Origin of the sequence: Streptomyces sp. NPDC046859, from assembly GCF_040645135.1 — a bacterium.
GTDB lineage: Bacteria > Actinomycetota > Actinomycetes > Streptomycetales > Streptomycetaceae > Streptomyces.
This window is the reverse complement of the sequence record NZ_JBEYXR010000001.1, coordinates 266,597-284,855: the sequence shown is the minus strand read 5'-3', so window position 1 is coordinate 284,855 and position 18,259 is coordinate 266,597. Positions and strand designations below refer to the sequence as shown.

Genomic DNA, 18,259 nt, shown 5'->3' with positions numbered 1-18,259 from the left:
GGGCGGCCGTACGGCCTGACGGCGCGTACGGCCGCCCCTTCGCCGTATGCGCGGTCCCTTCACGCGGTAGGGCGGGGCCGCGGGCTGCTCAGCCGGGCAGCGGCCAGGCGTACGGTCCCTCGGGGTCGTCCAGCCAGGCCCACGCCCGCTCGCCGCGCACGGTGATCCCGTACCGCTCCCGCGACGGCCGGCCCTCCCGCTCCCAGAGCGCGTACGCCTCCTGGGGGTCGATGCCGCCCCGGGTCAGCGCCAGCAGGAAGCGGAACAGTTCGTGGTCCCTGGTCCCGCGCGGCAGCCCGCCCACCTGGACGGGCTCCGGCTCCGACCGGGACGCCCCGCGCAGGGGCACGAAGTAGGCGGGCGTCGCCAGGAAGCGCCCCTCGGCGTGCCCGGCGTCCGTCACGGTCAGCACGACCAGTCCGGTGGCGAACGGCGTGAGGACGCGCGCGCCCGGGCGGCATTGGGCCAGCCAGGCCCGCGGGACGGACCGCAGCGTGCAGGTCGCGATGATCCGGTCGAAGGGGGCGCGCTCGGGCACCCCGCGCGCCCCGTCGCCCGTCACCACGACGGGGCGGTGGCCCGCGGCCTCCAGATGCCGTCGCGCCGACTCGGTGATCTCGGGCTCCAGGTCGATGGTGGTGACGAGGCCGTCGTCGCCGAGCCGGTGCGCGAGCAGGGCGGCGTTGTAGCCGGTGCCGGTGCCGATCTCCAGCACCCGGTGCCCGTCCGCCACCTCCAGCGCCACCAGCATCATCGCCATGAGGGACGGCTGGCTGCTGGACGAGAGCAGTTCGCCGTCGCGCAGCCGGGTCGCGAGCGGGGTGTCGGCGTACGCCCCCCGCATCCAGCGGGCCCGCGCGGCCGCGCCCGGGCTCTCGCCCCAGCACCGCTCGTAGCCGCGGGTGGCGCCGACGTAGTAGTACGGCACGAACAGGTGCCTGGGCACCCGCTCGAAGGCGTCCCGCCAGACCGGGTCGTCGTCCCACGCCCCGCTCCGCTCGATCTCGCGCACCATCGCGGCCCGCGCCGAGACGGCGAGCTCGTCGAGGTCGTCAAGGTCGTCAAGGTCGTCAAGGTCGTCGAAATCATGGTCCGAAGCCTGCGCGCTCATACGTCCACTGTCCTGCGGAAGCCGCCCCGCGGCGACCGTCCCGGGCGCCGGGGACGGCTGGTCCTAAGCCTGAAGTCCTCCGTCTCCGCGTCTGAGACCATGGACGATGTGAATGAGATTCGGCGCGGCACGCTTCAGGAGCAGACCTTCTACGAGCAGGTCGGCGGGGAGGAGACCTTCCGCCGCCTCGTCCACCGTTTCTACGAGGGCGTGGCCGGGGACCCGCAGCTGCGGGCCATGTACCCCGAGGAGGACCTGGGTCCGGCCGAGGAGCGCCTGACCCTGTTCCTGATCCAGTACTGGGGCGGACCCAGCACGTACAGCGACAACCGCGGCCACCCCCGGCTGCGGATGCGCCACGCCCCGTTCACCGTGGACCGCGCGGCCCACGACGCCTGGCTGAAGCACATGCGGGTCGCCGTGGACGAGCTCGGCCTCTCCGAGGAGCACGAGCGGACGCTGTGGAAGTACCTGACCTACGCGGCGGCGTCCATGGTCAACACGGCGGGCTGACCACGCCCCGGAGCCCTGTGGTCAGCGGACGCTGACGTCCAGCGTCCCGAGCCCCGCCCGGCGTACGGCGACCGACCCGAAGGGCGTGCGCAGCCTGAGCCAGGCGCCCGACGAGAAGAGCCCGGCCGGCGGCTGGTCCGGCTGTGCCGCGCCCGCGCGGCCGCGCAGGAAGCCCAGCGACTGCGCGGCGTGCACGGCCCGCACGGGCAACGCGGTGTCGCCGACCGTACGGGACCAGATCTGCCGCCCGATCCCGTCGAGTTCGGCCCGGGTGCGCCGCTCGGGCGGCAACTCCCCGGTGCGGGAGCGGAACTCGGCGACCGCAGCGTCCACCATCGCGCGCAGCGCGTCCGGCGCCGGCAGCCCCGGTTCGCGCCGCCAGCCGCCGCGTGGGGGCAGCACCCCGGCCCAGGGCGGGCCGGTCACCGCCGCCGGGACGACGGCGGTCGCCGCCGACTCGTCGACGGACTCGAGCAGTTCACCGGCCGAGACGGTCACGTCCAGTGTGACGTCCAGGCCGTTCTCGTACGGCTTGGCGAGCCGCGCCGCGCGGATCGCCAGCACCTCGAAGGAGGGCGGCCGCCCGAACACGGCGAGGGCGGTGCCGGCCGCCTGGAGGCGGACGGCCGCGCCGCGGTCGTAGTGCAGCAGCCGGGAGAGGAAGGCCGCGAGATCCGCCGCCTCCCCCTCGTCGGCGAGATGGAGCACCGTCATGCGGCGACGGCCTCCTCCTCGTCGGCCTTCTCCCGGCCGTCGTCCGTGTACTCCTGGAGGAACTCCCGCTCCTCCGCGGTGATCCGGCGCGGTCGCTGCGCCTCGAAGTCGAACGGCACGATCACCGTCGACGCCCGGACGTAGACCACGTCGCCGTCCTTCACCTCGTAGGCGAGGGTGAAGGACGCGGCCCTGATCTCCGTGACCCACAGCTCGATGTCCACCGGGGTGTGCCGGTGGACGAGCTGCCGCTTGTAGTCGATCTCGTGGCGCGCCACCACGGACCCCTGCTGGAAGTCCTTCTCCGGGCGGAACAGGAAGTCGATACGGGCCTCCTCCAGATAGCGGAGGAACACCACGTTGTTGACGTGGCCGTACGCGTCCATGTCCGCCCAGCGCAGTGGGCAGCGGTAGAGGTGCCGCAAGACCGATCAGCCCCGGGTCAGCTTCTTGTAGGTGGCACGGTGCGGACGGGCGGCGTCCGCTCCGAGCCGCTCGATCTTGTTCTTCTCGTACGACTCGAAGTTGCCCTCGAACCAGAACCACTTGGAGTCACCCTCGTAGGCGAGGATGTGCGTGGCCACACGGTCCAGGAACCACCGGTCGTGGGAGACGACCACGGCGCAGCCGGGGAACTCCAGCAGCGCGTTCTCCAGGCTGGAGAGCGTCTCGACGTCGAGGTCGTTGGTCGGCTCGTCGAGGAGCAGCAGGTTGCCGCCCTGCTTCAGGGTGAGCGCGAGGTTCAGGCGGTTGCGCTCACCACCGGACAGCACACCGGCCGGCTTCTGCTGGTCCGGGCCCTTGAAGCCGAAGGCGGAGACGTACGCCCGCGACGGCATCTCGACCTGCCCGACGTTGATGTAGTCCAGCTCGTCGGAGACGACGGCCCACAGCGTCTTCTTCGGGTCGATGTTCTCGCGGCTCTGGTCGACGTACGAGATCTTGACGGTCTCGCCGACCTTGATCGAACCGGAGTCCGGCGTCTCCAGGCCCTGGATCATCTTGAAGAGCGTGGTCTTGCCGGCGCCGTTCGGGCCGATGACGCCGACGATGCCGTTGCGCGGCAGCGTGAAGCTCAGGTCGTCGATGAGCAGCTTGTCGCCGAAGCCCTTGGTGAGGTTGTTGACCTCGACCACGACGTTGCCCAGACGCGGGCCCGGCGGGATCTGGATCTCCTCGAAGTCCAGCTTCCGCATCTTGTCCGCCTCGGCGGCCATCTCCTCGTAGCGGGCCAGACGCGCCTTGGACTTGGCCTGCCGCCCCTTGGCGTTGGACCGCACCCACTCGAGCTCTTCCTTGAGCCGCTTCGCCCGCTTGGCGTCCTTCTGGCCCTCAACCTTGAGACGGGTCTGCTTGGTCTCGAGGTACTTGGAGTAGTTGCCCTCGTAGCCGTGCAGACGGCCGCGGTCGACCTCGCAGATCCAGCCGGCGACGTTGTCCAGGAAGTACCGGTCGTGGGTGACGGCCACGACGGTGCCCTCGTACTTGGCGAGGTGCTGCTCCAGCCAGTTCACCGACTCGGCGTCGAGGTGGTTGGTGGGCTCGTCGAGGAGCAGCAGGTCGGGTGCCTCCAGCAGGAGCTTGCACAGCGCGACGCGGCGCTTCTCACCACCGGACAAGTTGGCGACCGGCCAGTCGCCGGGCGGGCAGCCCAGGGCGTCCATGGCCTGCTCGAGCTGGGCGTCGAGGTCCCAGGCGTTGGCGTGGTCCAGCTCCTCCTGGAGCTTGCCCATCTCCTCCAGCAGCGCGTCCGAGTAGTCGGTCGCCATCTGCTCGGCGATCTCGTTGAAGCGGTCGAGCTTCCCCTTGATCTCGGCGACACCCTCCTGGACGTTCTCCAGGACGGTCTTCTCCTCGTTCAGCGGGGGCTCCTGCAGGAGGATGCCCACGGTGTAGCCGGGAGACAGGAACGCGTCACCGTTCGACGGCTGCTCGATGCCCGCCATGATCTTCAGAACCGTCGACTTACCGGCGCCGTTCGGGCCGACGACGCCGATCTTCGCACCAGGGAGGAAGTTCAGGGTGACGTCGTCGAGGATCACCTTGTCGCCGTGCGCTTTGCGCGCCTTGCGCATGGTGTAAATGAACTCAGCCAAGAGAAACCGTCCGGCAGCTTGAAATCAGGCAGTGGGCAGATACACCCCATCTTGCCTGACCGCCACCCCTGGGCGGAAACGCGTATGGTCACGCGGCTCTGACCTGGGGTTTCCCTGGTGGCGGCGGTGGCTCTCTGCCAGTGTCGGTCGCCGTTGGTCGGCCTCGGGCGCCCCGCACGGCCCAGAGACGCCCAGGAACGATCACTCGTCATCCGCCTGCCAGTCATCGAGCTGGACCCTCACCTGTGGTTGCGTGCGTCGAGCCAGCAGACGACGGCCCACGGCAGGCAGCTCCATCCCGGGCGGCATGGCTGTGACCTCAGCCGGCCCCAAGGCAACGGGCACACCTTCTATACGTATGAAAATCCCGAACTATACGTATGAAGATCCCGAACGGCTGACGGAGCACGACCTCTCCGATGATCCGGGTCCCTACGGTCGGAGCAGCTACGGTCGCCGGCCGGCTCCGCCGCACCACATCTCCGGCCGACGCTTCAGGGCGCGTGAGCCTCGGGTACTCGTCCATCGCTAGATCATGACCGTCCGCATCGTCGATCGAGGCGGCCAAGGCCTCCAAGAAGCTCGGAAGGTCCGCGTTCTCCCATGAGCTTCCTTCTCCGGCGTGGCTGCGACGCGGGGAACGCGGGCGCCTCATCCTCCGACACCGGCGAGGGCGGCGCGGACCGCCGCGAGGATGGTCGCGGGGTTGGCCGGCACCGCGACCCCCTGGACCGCCACGGTCGGCGTTCCGCCCACGCCCCGCTGGATGGCCATGGCCGTCACGTAGGCGCTCCAGTCCAGGTAAACGCCCTGCCGAACGCACTCGGCGAATGAGCTGTCCGTCAGTCCCACCGCGCGGCCGAGCTCGACCAGTTCGTCATCGGACAGGCCCGGCCCGCCCTCGGGGGGCTGGTTGGCGAACAACGCGTACAGGTACTCCATGAAGTGGCCGCCATCGGACGCGCAGCCCGAGGCCGCCGAGGCGCGGGAGGAGTACCGGGTGGTGGACAAGTCGTCGAGGAAACCCATCGGATGGTAGACGAGACTGATCGCCTTGTCGGCCACCAATTCGTCGAGGAGTGGCCCGCTCCTGCCTTCGAACTGCTTGCAGAACGGGCATAGAAAGTCGATGAAGGCATCCACCTGTACCGGCCCCGTTCCGACGACGATGCCGTCCCCGGTCGGCGAGGCGCCGGCCGGAACCCGGGAGGGCGAGCTGATGTGGGGCGTCTGAGTACTCATGTCAGGTCCCCTATCGTGACGTCGATGGAATGTGCGTCATCACACGCGACGGGCATGGCAAACCGGCCACGTGCGCCGGGCCCTCGAATACGGCACCGTAAAGGCCACATGCCGCACCACCGCTTCTTCCAAGCCTCCCACCGGCCCGGTGGATGTCGAAACAAGCGCTTGCGAGCCATGCTCATGGCGTGTCCGCAGCGGGAGCGATCCGCATGGGGTGCGCGCAACCGTGTTCCGGGAGCCGGGCTGTCCGACGCTATATGTTTTGGAATTCGTTGGGCAGTTGCGACATCAGATCCTGGAACTCCGTGTCGGGGACGGCCTCTCTCAGAGTCATGAAAACCGCCGCAACGCCCCTGCGCGCCACGGTCTCGTCGACACCCCCACGCTCGCTCACTCGGCGGACGAATTCGGCAACGCCGAATTTCTGGGCGACATCCTCCGGTGGGACCAGGGGCGGCGCGATCTCGGCAGGCAGAAAGCCGGCCAAGTGCCTGGCCTCGCCGCCGGTGATCCGCTCGGCCAGCGTCAGCATCGTGGCCCGGGTCAGCTCCCTGGCCTGCTCCTCGGGGACGTGGGCCCGCTGGCTGACGAGCCGGATGAACTCGTTGCTGTCCATGGCGCCTCCAATCCCGCAGCCCATCACGGGTACCGCGCATGCACTGCCGCAAACGGTGATCGAAATGCCGGGGCGAATCCGGCGGTCGGTGCCGAAAATGCCAGTCACCGCCCGCTCTCTTCGCCTTCCTCGTAAAGGGGCGCGCCGCCGCAGGCCGACCCGGCGACGGTCAGGACCCTGTTGGACCCGACCTGACCCGCCACGCGTCCCGGCCGGTACTAGGGGTTGGGCGCTCGCGGTCCACGCTAGGGCAGACGAGCCGGGAAACGGCGGTGTAAGAGATCCACATCGACGAGACCCGGGCAGTCGAATCCCTGACGCGCACGGCCGACTGCGGGATGGCGAGATCCCCGAGACCTACCCGTTCGCCGTATGACAGCTGCCGCCGCCCTTACGCGGCATCGGAACCGCCCGCCCCGTGCCAGCGGCCCTGCACCCTGAACCACACTCCAGGACTGAACACGCATTCCACTGCCGCGGGCAGTCCGACCGGCACCCGGATCACCCTCAGGACTCCGCCGGAATGCAGGTCGTAGGCGTAGCTGAGTTCGTTCGCCACATCTTCATAGGCGACATCCGAGATGGTGCGGTCGGTGTAGCCCTCGGGATCCCCGACCTCAACGAGCTTGATGAAGACAGACATGTCACGACCATAGGCACGAGACCCGCGATCGTGCCCGCTGGGCACATGTCCGGTTCCCACCGCCGTGTTTCCCGATACGGCGGAGTTCGTTCATCGAGAAGAGCGCGATGACGCCGCTCGACCCGACCCCCCTCGGCGACCTGCTCAAGGTGGCTTCGGCTCCCGACTACCACCGCTGGGAAGAGCAGATCCGCCGCACCGGCGGCTGCGCCGACCCCATCCACCTGACCGGCTGGACCCTCCACAAGGACAAGACCAACGGCCAGACCCACAACTCCACCGAGGGCGAGCCAGGCGGACGGCTCCGCCTCCCTTGCGGCAACCGCCGCGCCTCCCGCTGCCCGTCCTGCGCCCGGACCTACGCGGGCGACACCTGCCACCTCATCCGCGCGAGCCTCGCCGGGGACGACCGCCGCGACATCCCCGCCACCGTCCGCGATCACCCGCGCGTCTTCGCCACCCTCACCGCTCCTTCGTTCGGCCCGGTGCACCCCGCGATGGAGACGCGTACGGCCGATCGCCTCTGACCCGGACGACTGGCCGTGCCTCGTCTGGGTGCCCCGGCGCACCGGAGACGGTTGGCGACCGGGTGACGCGGCGCCGCGCGAACGGGTGATTCACGTGGTTTTCCCGTTGTCGGATGGAAAGGAAAAGGTGGCATTTTTGCGCGAATGAGGCGCATGACCATCAAGGAGGAATCATGCCGATACAAGTGGCCGCGCTCGCGCGCGGCAGTGCGGTGCTGGTCACCGCCGCGGCGACCGCCGCCATGCTGAGTGCCCCTGCCGAAAGCTCCGAAGCCGACCACGGGCGCACAAACGGCGGGCGGGCGAGCGAGACCAGGCAGATCGCGTCCTCGGTCCTGGACGCGGACGAGAACGTCAAGTTCACCCTGACCGCGATTCGGTCCACCGTCGACCCGCTGAAAGCCTCCGTCCGCTTGAAAGCCTTCGTTCGGCAGCACGGCCGGTTCGTACTGTCGGACGAGGTACGGGTCGGCGCGGCGGACGGCTGGTTCTGGTTCCCAGTCACCGGGCGGGGCGCGATCTGCGAGTTCTCGACGGCGAGCACCGACCCCGCGCCCGTTACCGCGAGCTTGCTGATCACCCCGTCGATCGGTTGCTCGCTCCCCGAGCGCTTCGAGCTGCGGGACGGGAGGTTCGAGGCCGACGGCCACAGCGCGCAGGCCCCGCGCGGCGGAGTTGGCGCCGGTGGTGGCGGCATGGCCGGACGGACCGCCGCTCAGAGCGCGGTTTAGCAGGGCGACGGCCCAGAGACGGCCCAAGCCTCCTGACACGGCCCCTCATCGACAGGAAAACCACTGGTGAGGGGCTGTTTCATGCCCTACGGCGGCAAGTAACACACGGCCCGTTCGCCCGCCCCGGCCGGTCCGGTGCCTGCGGTTCCCCGGGGGCCGCAGGCCGCGGGCGACGTCAGCCCTGCGTCCGGGCTTCCCTCTTGCGGACGATGACGAGCACCGCACCGCCGATCACGACCAGGCCGATGGCGAAGCCCGCGATCAGCGGGGTCATGTCCGAGCCGCCGGTCGCGGCGAGGTTGGTGTCGTCGACCGGGGAGCCGACCGTGACGGGGCTGGGCTCGGTCAGGGTCTGTGTGGTGCTGCCCGCAGCGTCGGCCTCGCCAGCCCGCGTCATGCAGTCCAGGACGCCCGCGAACCGCTTCTGGAAGCCGCCCGGCCCCTGGATCGTGAAGTCGTACGCCTGGTCCTCCTGCAGCGGCACCGTCACCGTGCGCGACTCACCGACCGCGATGGTGTACTCGGTCCCGAGCAGTTCGAAGGTGAACGCCTCGGTGCCCTTGTTGGAGGCGGTGATGTCCACGCCGCCCTTGTCGCAGTTCTCCACCGCGGACAGCGCGGGTATGGCCCCGGTCTTCGCCCAGGTCGCGCTCGCCGTCGCCGAGACGGTCGACTCGCTGGAACCGGCGAGGATCTGGGTCTGGCTGCGGTTGTCCGCCGCCAGGGCGCGTCCGACCGGCACGGTCGTCGAGGCCTGCACGGACAGCTCGGCCTGGCCCGCCGCGGCGTCCTCGGGTACGTCGAAGAACAGCTGGCTGCCGTCCACGGCCGAGGTGACGGCCCGGCCCTCCCGGTCCACGATCCGCACCCCGCTGGTCGCGGCGTCCGCAGGCGGGGTCACGGACACGCTGGCCGCGTCCGTGCGCAGCGTCACCGGGCCGAGCCGCTCACCGGGGTGCCCGGAGATCGCGGGCGGGTCGAGCGTCAGGGACGCCCGGGGTTCGGCCGTGTTCCGCGCGTTCCCCTCCAGGTAGTCCGCGAGCCGCTCGGCCTGCGGGTCCACCGCCTCGACGTCCACGCCGTCCGAGTAGCGCCAGATGGCCACCTGCGTACCGGCCGCCGCGTCCTGCTCGGAGAGGACCCCGTCGACCCCGGCCCGGTCGGCCAGCGCGGCGAGATCGTTCACCTGCGGGTAGGAGTTCTGCAGGATCCAGCGGATCTTGCCGGCGTCCTTGTTGGCGCCCAGTGAAGTGCTGCTCCACGGGGTCTCGTGGTATCTCGCGTCGCGCTGCGTGGGGTTGTGGATGTCGACGCAGTAGGTCTGGAGGGCGCCGCCGCCGTCGACGGACATCTCGAACAGGCCCGCCGAGAGCTGCTGGTCACCGGTGCCGGTGTGCACGACCGCGGCGCCGTACGTCTTCAGGCCGCCTATGGTGGCGGTCGCCCCGCCCTGGCTCAGCGTCGCCCCGTCGGCCGCGGCGGTGCCGGCGCCGACCGCCACGGATGCGGCGACCAGTCCGGACACCAGGGTCGTGGCGGCGAAACGGGCCGCCCCTCGCCCGCGCACCGACAGCGCGGAGAACGCAGCAAACACTTAATTCCCCTTCGAGCAGGACCCGTTGACGTGGGGGGTACGGTCCCACCAGCAGAATCAGAAGCCCCGTGAGCTATGCCCGGCATCCTAGGTACGCGGCGCACCACGCTTCCCCGGGATCCCGCCGGACGGCCGATCCGACTCGTAATCGTTATCGCCAAGATCCTTTGCGAGCAGGGCTTATCGACAAATCCACCGGGGTCGTTCGGAACGCATTCGCCGATAAGCCGCAGTCCGGTCAGCTCGGATCTGTGACTGACCTCACGTCACCGTCACGACCTCTTCCGCGTGTTGAGCCTCCGGTCCTGCCGACGGCGGTGTCTCCCAATCCGGTTCGGGGTGCCCGGTCGCGGCGGCGGCGCCCGGCTCCGGCCTGGACGCACGCCGGAACGCCGAGGTGCCGCGCGCGAGATCGTGTCCGATCGCCGTCGCCTCGAGGTCCGCCGACATCCAGCTCTGCCCCTCGCGCACGTCCGACCGCACCTTCAATCGGCCCTGCACCACGACGGGATCCCCCACGTTCAGCGACGCGGCCGCGTTCGTGGCGAGCTGCCGATTCGCCCAGACCGTGAAGAAGTTGGTGTGTCCGTCGGTCCACTCGTTCTTCGCGCGATCCAGGTACCGCGAGGTCACCGCCAGCCTGAACCGCGCCGACGGCCCCGTCGGCAGCTCCCGGTACACCGGCTGCGTCGCCACGTTGCCCACCGCGCAGATGATCGTCTCGTTCATCTCGAACCCCTCCCCGGCCCGGCCGCTGTACGCCGGGCCGAAACGCGTACGGGCCCGTCCCGTACGGCTGCGTCCGGCCTGCCGGCCTCGCCCCCGGTACGTCCGGGGTGCGCCGCCGGCGCCGCGGCCGATCACGTCCGTCGCGATCGCCGCGGAGCCAGACTGCCTCCGTCGGGCCGAGCCCGCTGAGCCCTGTGGACCACGGCCGGACCTGTGGAAATCTCCGGCACTCGGGTGGGTGACGTGGGTGACCCCCTCACGCCCGCGCCACCCTCGATCCGTCCGGCCTCGTCACCTCGCCGGCGACCCCACCCCCATCACCCTCCCGTACTGCTCCCGGACCTCCCGGTACCGCAGCAGCTCCGCCGCCACCGGATCCAGCACCCGGGCCCGTCCGCACCCGGCCGCCGCCTCCCGCAGCCGCCGTTCCGCCTCCTGGCCGTAGCGTCGCGCGGGTCCTCGGGCCGCCATCCGGCAGCCCCACTCGACGAGCGGCCCGCCGATGATGCCGGCCACCATCAGCAGCACCGGCACGCCCAGGTTGGGCGCCATGACGCCGATGATCTGCGCCGCCAGCCAGAGCCCGCCGACGACCTGGAGGATCGTCATCGACGCCTGCGCCAGCACGGCCGCCGGCCACCAGCCCGGCCGCGGCGGCCGCCCGGGCGGCAGTCCGGCCCGCGCCGCCAGATCGTCCAGCGCCTCGGGCAGCCCCTGGGCGCCCCGTACGGCCGCCTCGCGCACCGCCTGCGCCCACGGCGTGGGAAGCCCGGCCGACGCCTGCTCCGTGACCGTCCGCACCGCCTGCTCGACCCGCTGGCGTGCCGTGGCCTCCTCGTCCGCCTGCACCCGCGGGGACAGCCGTCCGGTCGTCGACTCGCCCCGGTCCTGGTACCACCGCCACAGCCGCAGCCAGGGCGTCCCGCAGGCGCGGTTGGCGTTGCGCAGCCAGGACCGCTCGGCGGCCTCCCCCGCCGCGGTGGCCCCGATGGCGTCCGCGAGCCGGGCGGAGAACTCGTCCCGCGCCTCCTCGCTCAGACCCGTCCGCCTGCTCGCCGCGTACACCGGCCGCAGCCGCCACCCGGCGGCGTCCACGTCGGCGGCGATCCGGCGCGCCGCGGCCCCGCGTTCCGCCACGAACTGCCCGAGCGCCTCCCGCAGGTCGCCGACGCCTTCCCCGGTCAGCGCGGACAGTGCCAGGACGACGGCACCCGGTTCGCCGTGCTCGCCCAGCGCGATGCCGTCCTCGTCGAGGAGCCGCCGCAGATCATCGAGGACCTGGTCGGTGGCCTCGCCGGGCAGCCGGTCGATCTGATTGAGGACGACGAACATGATCTCGGCGTGCCCGGCCATGGGCCGCAGATAGCGCTCGTGCAGGACCGCGTCCGCGTACTTCTCGGGGTCGACCACCCAGATGACCGCGTCCACGAGCCCGAGCACCCGGTCCACCTGCTCGCGGTGCTGGACGGCCGCGGAGTCGTGGTCCGGCAGGTCGACCAGGACGAGTCCGCGCAGCTGGCCGTCGGCCGCCGCGTTCTGCGCGGGCCGGCGGCGCAGCCGGGGCGGGATGCCGAGACGGTCGATGAGTCCCGCCGCGCCGTCGCTCCAACTGCACGCGAGCGGTGAGGCGGTGGTCGGCCGCCGTACGCCGGTCTCGGAGATCGTCACGCCGGCGAGCGCGTTGAACAACTGGGACTTGCCGCTGCCGGTGGCACCCGCGATGGCGACGACGGTGTGCTGCCCGGACAGTCTGCGCCGGGCGGCCGCCTCGTCGAGGACCCGTCCGGCCTCGGAGAGCGTCCGGTTGTCGAGCCGCGTACGCGAGAGGCCCACGAGTTCGCGCAGCGCGTCGAGTCGGGAGCGCAGCGGCCCGTCGTAGGCGAGCGGCGTCACGGCGTGCGGCGCGGACGCGCGGGGCTCCACGATCGCGGTCTGCTCCCCCGTGGTGGTCTCGTTCACGCGCCGCGCGATCAGACCGTCGTCCCAGGGCGTCGAGGACTCCGTACCGCCGGAGGACGATCCGGAGGCGGTGTCCGCGGTGGAACCGTCGGCAGCCCCGGACGCCGAGGACGTACCGTCACCGGTGGCGGTACGACGGGGCGAGCCGCCGTCCTCCCCCGATTCCCCGGCATCCTGCGTACCGCCGCCCCGCGCGGACGGCGTCCCGGCCTCCTGCCGGCCTCCCGGCTCGGGTACGCCGACGGGGTGGCCCGGGGCGTCGTCGGGCACCGGCGTGTCGGCATCCGTACGGCCCCGTGCCTCGGGGGCGGTCCCGCGCGCGGGGTCTCTGTCGGCCGCCACACGCGTGTGGCCGTCGTCTGCGCGGTCGCCACCCGCCGGGGCCTCCCGCTTCACGGGCTTCCTCCAGAGCTTGCGCCGCTCCGACTCCTGGGCGACGGCCTCGTGCGAGCCGGGTCCTTCCATCGCACGAGCGCCCACGGCCGGGAGGCCGTCCGCCGGAGAGCCACCGCGCGGGGCGCTCTCTCCGGGGACGCCGCGGCCGCCGTCCTCCTGCTGCTGATCGGTGTGTTCCGTGTGGTCCTGGTCAGTGACGGCAGTCACCGGTCACCTCTCCTTCTGCAGTACGGACAACGCGGCGATGAGTTCGGCCTGGGGGTCGGGGTGGACCTCGAGGGCGTCGAGAGGCGCGAGCCGGCGCTCACGTTCGCTGAGCATGACCCGGTCCAGGTGCTCGTTGAGCAGCCGTCCGGCGCGGTCGCGCAGCCGCAGCGCCCCGTGGGCCCCGATCCGCTCCGCGAGCCCCTCCCCGGCGGACCGTGCCCGGCGCCCGCCGAGCAGCGCCGTGGCGACGAGCGCGGTGACGACCTCGGGGTCCGGGGCGACGCTGCGCTCGAGATCGGTGACCTCGTCCTCGGCGTACTCCTCCAGCTCCCGGCGCCACCGCCGTACCGCCACGCCGATGCGGTGCTCCACGCTCTCGGGCCGGGGGTCCCGGGCCGTCAGCTCGGGTGCGGCCGCGGCCGGTTCGCGCCGCCAGGCGTCGTCGACGCGCTCGTCGGCGGCGGTGACGGCGCACAGCAGGAGGGTGCTGAGGCTCTCGACCAGCGAGTCGAGGAGTTCCCCCGCCGTGCAGTCGAGGGGGAAGGCCCGCCACCGCTTCAGGGCGTCCCCGGCGAGCACGGCACCGGCCTGGAGCCGGCCACGCAGGCGTGCGTACTCGCTGTCGTAGGCGGCGTCGACCGCGCCGGTCAGCCGGAGCGCGGCGGCGTACTGGGCGGCGGCGGCACCGGCCAGCTCGGGCATGCGGGCCTTGAGGGAGTCCAGCAGGCCGTTGGCGGTACGGGCCATGGCGTGGGTCCTGGCCGACGGGTCCTGGACCTGATGGGTGAGCCAGGTGCGCAGCGGTGCCACGGCGGTGGCCGGAAGCAGTCCGCCGCCCCACGCCGACTCGGGCAGTTCGGGGACGGTGAAGCGGGGCACCTCGCCGAGTCCGGCCTTGGTGAGCAGCGCGCCGTACTGCCGGGACACCTCGGAGACGACCTGGTGGGGGACCCGGTCCAGGACGGTCACGAGGGTGGCGTCGTACTCCTTGGCGGTGCGCAGCAGGTGCCAGGGCACGGCGTCGGCGTACCGGGCGGCCGTCGTGACCATGATCCAGATGTCGGCCGCGCAGATCAGCTCGGCGGCCAGGGCGCGGTTGTCCGCGATCAGGGAATCGATGTCGGGCGCGTCGAGGAGGGCGAGTCCCGCCGGGAGCGTGTCCGCGGTCTCGATCCGCAGGACGCGCTCGGTCTCCTCACCGGGCAGCATCAGCTCCTCGGCCGGATCCTGTTCGGGGGCCCACACGCGCGTGAGGTCGGGCAGAACACGCATCCCGCTGAACCAGTGATGGTCCTCCGGATGGCAGACCAGCACCGGGGTGCGTGTCGTCGGTCGCAACACCCCCGCTTCGGTCACGCGCCGGCCCACGAGAGAGTTGACGAGCGTCGACTTGCCGGCGCCGGTGGACCCGCCCACCACGGCCAGAAGTGGCGCTTCGGGCTCTTTGAGGCGGGGCACCAGATAGTCGTCGAGCTGGGCGAGCAGTTCGTCACGGTTGGCACGCGCGCGTGGCGCCCCTGCCAGGGGCAGCGGGAAGCGTGCGGCCGCGACACGGTCGCGCAGGGCGGAAAGTGCGTCGAGCAGCTGAGGCCGTACGTCCAAGGTCACCACATGCGAAGAATGCCCAATTTTAGGGGATTTCTGAAGCATATGACCATGTCTGCGTGCCGATAAGACACAAGGGACGGAAGGGACGACCGGGACAGAGGCATAGTCCAGGCATAACGAGTGCACAACACCCGGTGCGCGAGAGGCCAAAAGCAGTGCACGATTCGTACCTGCCTGCGATTATCAGGACCGCTTCACTGAACCTCCACATCGAGCCACGGAGGCGAAGCGAGAGGGACACGGATGCGGGAGCCCTATCCTTGTCCCCGGCAACGTCACGGAACGGCCCAGACCCGGGCACCACGAACGAGGCCACCACAACCGGCCCCCGTAGCTCAGTGGATAGAGCAGGCGCCTTCTAAGCGCTTGGCCGCAGGTTCGAGTCCTGCCGGGGGCGCCCAGTCTCCGCCCTCCCTCGGGAGGGCGTTTTTGCTGTTCAGAGCAGGTAGCGCCCGACATGACGAAGCCCCGGGCACCCCCCTGCCGATCATGGGGAGACTCCGGGCCCACTCGGCCACCTGAGCGGGCGGCACCCCGTTATTGAGCCACTTGGTCAGGCGAGTGTGCCCGTTGCCGTACACCCGCTTACCGGTCGGCGAGTCGAAGACATGAGGGGCCAGCACTGCCCTGCGAGCACTCCGCCAAGCCCGGCGAGGGTCATTGCGAAGCGGCGATACGTCGCCCGAGGCGTGCCCGGCGGATATCGGATCTGGGACAACCGCGGGCGGCGCTGGTGGGGCGATCTGTACGAACTATGCCCGGACTGTCACCGAGCTGAGCAGTGGCGAGGTCTTCCAGGGTGCAGACCGCCCCACGTTGACCGAGACGGGGATCCTCAGGTCACGCCTGTAGTCCCCCAGCCTCGCCCCCAAGGCGGGTTTCGCACCTACCTGCGATGCCGGACGTACCAACCCGCCACCAGCACGATGAGAATGGCAACGACGAAGGCCCACACGGTCGTTGCGCCGTGGTACGAGCGGTAGGCGATTAAGGCAAGCATGTCCAAGCGGATACCCCGGGCGTGCGGCTTCAGCCGACCTGTGTCGCCCGCTCCTCTGTCGAATGCGTGTCGAAGACGCCGAAGTTTCCCGCTTTACCTCCGAGAAGCGCAGATCAGAGGGAGTGCGCCAGTGATCACGCCAAGCGCTTGGCCGCAGAGTGAGTCCTGCCGGGGCGCCCAGTCTCCGCCCTCCCCCGGGAGGGCGTTTTTGCTGGTCACGGTAAGTTCAGCCACACACGACGAAGCCCAGGTGCCCGCCCCTGTCAGTCATGGGGAGACTCCGGTGCCGCCGTCCGGCTGCCACCGGGTTGCTTCGGCTCGCGGTGGAGCGCGGTGCCGGGGCATCCCGGTCTCACCCGCATCCTGCGGCAGCACATCGAAGACGAGGGACTCAAGCCGGGCCATCTTCTGTTTCCAGGGCGAGAACCGAGGGGTGGCGTCGGGGACGGGCCGCGGCTCGTCGCTTCGGCGCTGTGCCGCGGCTGACGTCGACCGGGGTGACGGCATGCCTGCGCACCGCCGAGAAGGTACAGCCACGAGAGTGGGCCCGGGTCGTCGATCCGGGCCCGAGGGCGTCGTGTACACAGACGGTCCCCGGAAATCTCCGATCAACCGACTACTCGTCTCTCAGAACTCGCCGGGGACCTGGCCGGTGCCCGACAGGTGCTCCGCGAGGGAGCCCTGTCGTGGTTGACCGGTCCTATTGACAAGCATTACTCCGATTTGCGACGTGGTCAAAGGATCCAGCGAACTATCTGCGCCGGCCTACTGCGGGGGAAGTTCGAAGCGCAGCAGCGCCCCTGCCTGGTGCGCGCGAAGTTCCGTCTCCGGCTCGATGTGCCGGACCTCGCCGCCGTCGTCGATGACGGTCTGGGTCAGTTCGTCGATGATGTCGGGGACCTCGCGCAGCGGCTCCCCGCAGAGCGGGCAGGTCTTTCCCGAGCGCGCAAGCAGCCCGTCCCGGTCGCAGAGGACGCCTGGGGCAGCCGCCCCCTCGTCCACCGCCAGCGTCCGGATCGCGGCCAGCGAGGCCGCCCACAGCGTCTCGTCGAGCCCGACGGCGGCGGGCCGCCGGGCCGCCTTGGCTTCGAGGATCTCGCCGACGAGCTGTCGCTGCTCCTGGTGTGCGTGGTCGGAGACGAGTTCCTGCACCTTCTGCTTGATGTCTTCGGGCGTGGCGGTCTCGCGGTCGACGGTGAAGCTGCCGATGAGCCGGTCCCGCAGTTCGCGCGGGAAGAATTCGATGAAGGCCGGTACCTCATAAGAGTGGCCGCCGACGACCAGCAGGTCGAAGCGCCCGGTCCCGAACAGCTGCTTCAGCTCGCCGATGAGCCGCCGGTAGTGCCGTTTGCTGAGCTCGTCGGCCTTGTTGCGGACCCGGGCCTCGACGCCGAGCCCCGCGGCGTAGTTGGGCTTGCGCAGCGTACGGTCGCGGATCGTCTCCAGCTCCCGGGCCTCGTCGATGTAGTGCTCCCAGACCTCGCCGACCCCCTTGTCCACGATGACCGCGCAGGTGCGGTAGTACTCGTCGAGCACGCCCAGCATCGGACGGACGTACGGATCGGCGTCCACCACGACGCGTTCGCGGGTGCTTCGCGGCAGCCACACCTGCTCGTAGACGCCGTTGCCGCTGCAGGAGAAGACGGCGACGGCGCCCGGTCTGTGGGGCTCCTCCTCGAGCGAGTTCTCGATCTTCGCGATGTCGTCGCGGAGCGAGAGCCGCGCGGCGTGGTCGAGTGAGCGGTCCTCCGCGAGGGGCCGGATGCTGTCCAGCAGGCTCGCCACCCGGGTCAGGAACGCGCGGCGGCCCACCCTGTCCGGTTCCGCGGGGATGTAGAGCGAGACCAACGGAAGTCCGTTCCCGTTCAGCCGGAGAATTCGATCGACCTGGTCTTGCGTGATCATCACCGCTCCTCGCGCTCCGTGAGCCTCGCTCCGCCCTGTTCCAGGTAACGCGGTGGGGGCAGGGGCGGCAACCGCAGCGGAACTCCGTCCCGTCACTTCGGGCTGCCCGCGCCGGGCCGGGCAGGGGGCACCAGGCCCGGGCGGGGCCTTCCCCGGGCCTGGTGGCGCCCGGCCGTCCCGTACTCCGGGCGCGGTACACCCGATCCACGACGGCCCTCTGAGTCGACGAGTTCCCGATCTTCACTCCCCCGGGTGAGCCTGGCCACGATCCGTGCCATCGACGACCCGCATCCGCAGTCGGTCGTGGACGCCTCGCCGGTCGCCGTATCTCCGGCGGGGGGACCCACTGCGTCCCCGTCCGGAACGTGAAGGCGATCGCGTCGATCACCCCACGGTGGTCCCGCCGACGCCACCCCTCTCCGGCGTCCGGTCCGGAAGCCACGGCTCGATCCGCGCCCACCGGGCGTCAGACAGCGACATGCCCAGATCAACTCCCACCGTGCCGGACGAAAGCGCCCTGGACCGCATCGGCCCTCCGGCCGATGGGCACGAGAGCGTCGACGCACACGACCGGGGCGGCACAGGCGCTCCGGCGCGTCCTGCGGGCGGTGAGCGTCAGCTCTCCGTTGAGAGCCGCCGCAGGGCCGTACGGATCTCCAGAGATC

At 70.8% G+C, this 18,259-nt stretch carries 15 protein-coding genes and 1 tRNA gene; 4 read left to right on the top strand and 12 right to left on the bottom strand.

From position 1 onward, the window contains the following. Positions 1 to 88: 88 nt before the first annotated feature. Complete coding sequence (locus tag ABZ899_RS01330) at positions 89 to 1,111, bottom strand: methyltransferase domain-containing protein (protein WP_361339034.1); 1,023 nt, start codon at positions 1,109 to 1,111, stop codon at positions 89 to 91. A 99-nt stretch (positions 1,112 to 1,210) separates the two neighbouring features. Between ABZ899_RS01330 and ABZ899_RS01325 the strand changes: the two genes are divergently transcribed. After that, positions 1,211 to 1,624 (top strand): globin, encoded by a 414-nt coding sequence (locus tag ABZ899_RS01325; protein WP_361339032.1) that lies wholly within the window; start codon positions 1,211 to 1,213, stop codon positions 1,622 to 1,624. Positions 1,625 to 1,645: 21 nt separating this feature from the next. Here the strand turns inward: ABZ899_RS01325 and ABZ899_RS01320 are convergent, their stop codons facing one another. The 6 genes from ABZ899_RS01320 to ABZ899_RS01295 form a co-directional block, all read right to left on the bottom strand. Continuing rightward, positions 1,646 to 2,338, bottom strand: a complete 693-nt coding sequence (locus ABZ899_RS01320; protein WP_361339029.1) for a hypothetical protein — start codon at positions 2,336 to 2,338, stop codon at positions 1,646 to 1,648. Further along, complete coding sequence (locus ABZ899_RS01315; RefSeq protein ID WP_361339026.1) at positions 2,335 to 2,763, bottom strand: thioesterase family protein; 429 nt, start codon at positions 2,761 to 2,763, stop codon at positions 2,335 to 2,337. The genes ABZ899_RS01320 and ABZ899_RS01315 overlap by 4 nt, the downstream gene beginning before the upstream one ends. 6 nt (positions 2,764 to 2,769) lie before the next feature. Beyond that, complete coding sequence (gene ettA, locus ABZ899_RS01310; protein ID WP_361339023.1) at positions 2,770 to 4,434, bottom strand: energy-dependent translational throttle protein EttA; 1,665 nt, start codon at positions 4,432 to 4,434, stop codon at positions 2,770 to 2,772. A gap of 651 nt (positions 4,435 to 5,085) precedes the next feature. Beyond that, positions 5,086 to 5,676, bottom strand: a complete 591-nt coding sequence (locus ABZ899_RS01305) for a DsbA family protein (RefSeq protein WP_361339021.1) — start codon at positions 5,674 to 5,676, stop codon at positions 5,086 to 5,088. Positions 5,677 to 5,932: 256 nt separating this feature from the next. Then, positions 5,933 to 6,295, bottom strand: coding sequence for a DUF2267 domain-containing protein (locus ABZ899_RS01300; RefSeq protein ID WP_361339019.1), 363 nt, complete (start codon positions 6,293 to 6,295; stop codon positions 5,933 to 5,935). 391 nt (positions 6,296 to 6,686) lie between these two features. Further along, positions 6,687 to 6,938: a hypothetical protein gene (locus ABZ899_RS01295; protein ID WP_361339017.1), complete on the bottom strand. Its 252-nt coding sequence runs from the start codon at positions 6,936 to 6,938 to the stop codon at positions 6,687 to 6,689. Positions 6,939 to 7,045: 107 nt separating this feature from the next. Between ABZ899_RS01295 and ABZ899_RS01290 the strand changes: the two genes are divergently transcribed. Beyond that, the gene (locus ABZ899_RS01290) at positions 7,046 to 7,465 is read left to right on the top strand and encodes a replication initiator (RefSeq protein ID WP_361339014.1); all 420 of its coding nucleotides are present in this window, start codon (positions 7,046 to 7,048) and stop codon (positions 7,463 to 7,465) included. A 185-nt stretch (positions 7,466 to 7,650) separates the two neighbouring features. Continuing rightward, positions 7,651 to 8,196, top strand: a complete 546-nt coding sequence (locus tag ABZ899_RS01285) for a hypothetical protein (RefSeq protein WP_361339012.1) — start codon at positions 7,651 to 7,653, stop codon at positions 8,194 to 8,196. A 175-nt stretch (positions 8,197 to 8,371) separates the two neighbouring features. Here the strand turns inward: ABZ899_RS01285 and ABZ899_RS01280 are convergent, their stop codons facing one another. From ABZ899_RS01280 to ABZ899_RS01265, 4 genes are all read right to left on the bottom strand, one after another. Then, positions 8,372 to 9,790: a Cys-Gln thioester bond-forming surface protein gene (locus ABZ899_RS01280; RefSeq protein WP_361339009.1), complete on the bottom strand. Its 1,419-nt coding sequence runs from the start codon at positions 9,788 to 9,790 to the stop codon at positions 8,372 to 8,374. A 261-nt stretch (positions 9,791 to 10,051) separates the two neighbouring features. Then, the gene (locus tag ABZ899_RS01275) at positions 10,052 to 10,519 is read right to left on the bottom strand and encodes a single-stranded DNA-binding protein (protein WP_361339006.1); all 468 of its coding nucleotides are present in this window, start codon (positions 10,517 to 10,519) and stop codon (positions 10,052 to 10,054) included. Between the two features lie 291 nt (positions 10,520 to 10,810). Beyond that, complete coding sequence (locus ABZ899_RS01270) at positions 10,811 to 13,081, bottom strand: GTPase (RefSeq protein ID WP_361339004.1); 2,271 nt, start codon at positions 13,079 to 13,081, stop codon at positions 10,811 to 10,813. A 3-nt stretch (positions 13,082 to 13,084) separates the two neighbouring features. Next, positions 13,085 to 14,692, bottom strand: a complete 1,608-nt coding sequence (locus ABZ899_RS01265; protein ID WP_361339001.1) for a dynamin family protein — start codon at positions 14,690 to 14,692, stop codon at positions 13,085 to 13,087. Positions 14,693 to 15,013: 321 nt separating this feature from the next. Here ABZ899_RS01265 and ABZ899_RS01260 point away from each other — a divergent pair. Then, positions 15,014 to 15,086: transfer RNA gene (locus ABZ899_RS01260), tRNA-Arg, on the top strand. 1,368 nt (positions 15,087 to 16,454) lie between these two features. On the opposite strand, the gene ABZ899_RS01255 is transcribed toward ABZ899_RS01260, so the two are convergent. Further along, positions 16,455 to 17,594 carry a hypothetical protein gene (locus ABZ899_RS01255; protein ID WP_361338997.1) on the bottom strand — a complete coding sequence of 380 codons (1,140 nt, stop codon included), beginning with the start codon at positions 17,592 to 17,594 and terminating at the stop codon, positions 16,455 to 16,457. Positions 17,595 to 18,259 lie beyond the last annotated feature (665 nt).

Coding starts and splice junctions, on each gene's coding strand:
- ABZ899_RS01295 (WP_361339017.1), bottom strand. CDS start 6,938: ATGTCTGTCTTCATCAAGCTCGTTGAGGTCGGGGATCCCGAGGGCTAC.
- ABZ899_RS01290 (WP_361339014.1), top strand. CDS start 7,046: ATGACGCCGCTCGACCCGACCCCCCTCGGCGACCTGCTCAAGGTGGCT.
- ABZ899_RS01275 (WP_361339006.1), bottom strand. CDS start 10,519: ATGAACGAGACGATCATCTGCGCGGTGGGCAACGTGGCGACGCAGCCG.
- ABZ899_RS01330 (WP_361339034.1), bottom strand. CDS start 1,111: ATGAGCGCGCAGGCTTCGGACCATGATTTCGACGACCTTGACGACCTT.
- ABZ899_RS01325 (WP_361339032.1), top strand. CDS start 1,211: ATGGACGATGTGAATGAGATTCGGCGCGGCACGCTTCAGGAGCAGACC.
- ABZ899_RS01255 (WP_361338997.1), bottom strand. CDS start 17,594: ATGATCACGCAAGACCAGGTCGATCGAATTCTCCGGCTGAACGGGAAC.
- ABZ899_RS01300 (WP_361339019.1), bottom strand. CDS start 6,295: ATGGACAGCAACGAGTTCATCCGGCTCGTCAGCCAGCGGGCCCACGTC.
- ABZ899_RS01320 (WP_361339029.1), bottom strand. CDS start 2,338: ATGACGGTGCTCCATCTCGCCGACGAGGGGGAGGCGGCGGATCTCGCG.
- ABZ899_RS01305 (WP_361339021.1), bottom strand. CDS start 5,676: ATGAGTACTCAGACGCCCCACATCAGCTCGCCCTCCCGGGTTCCGGCC.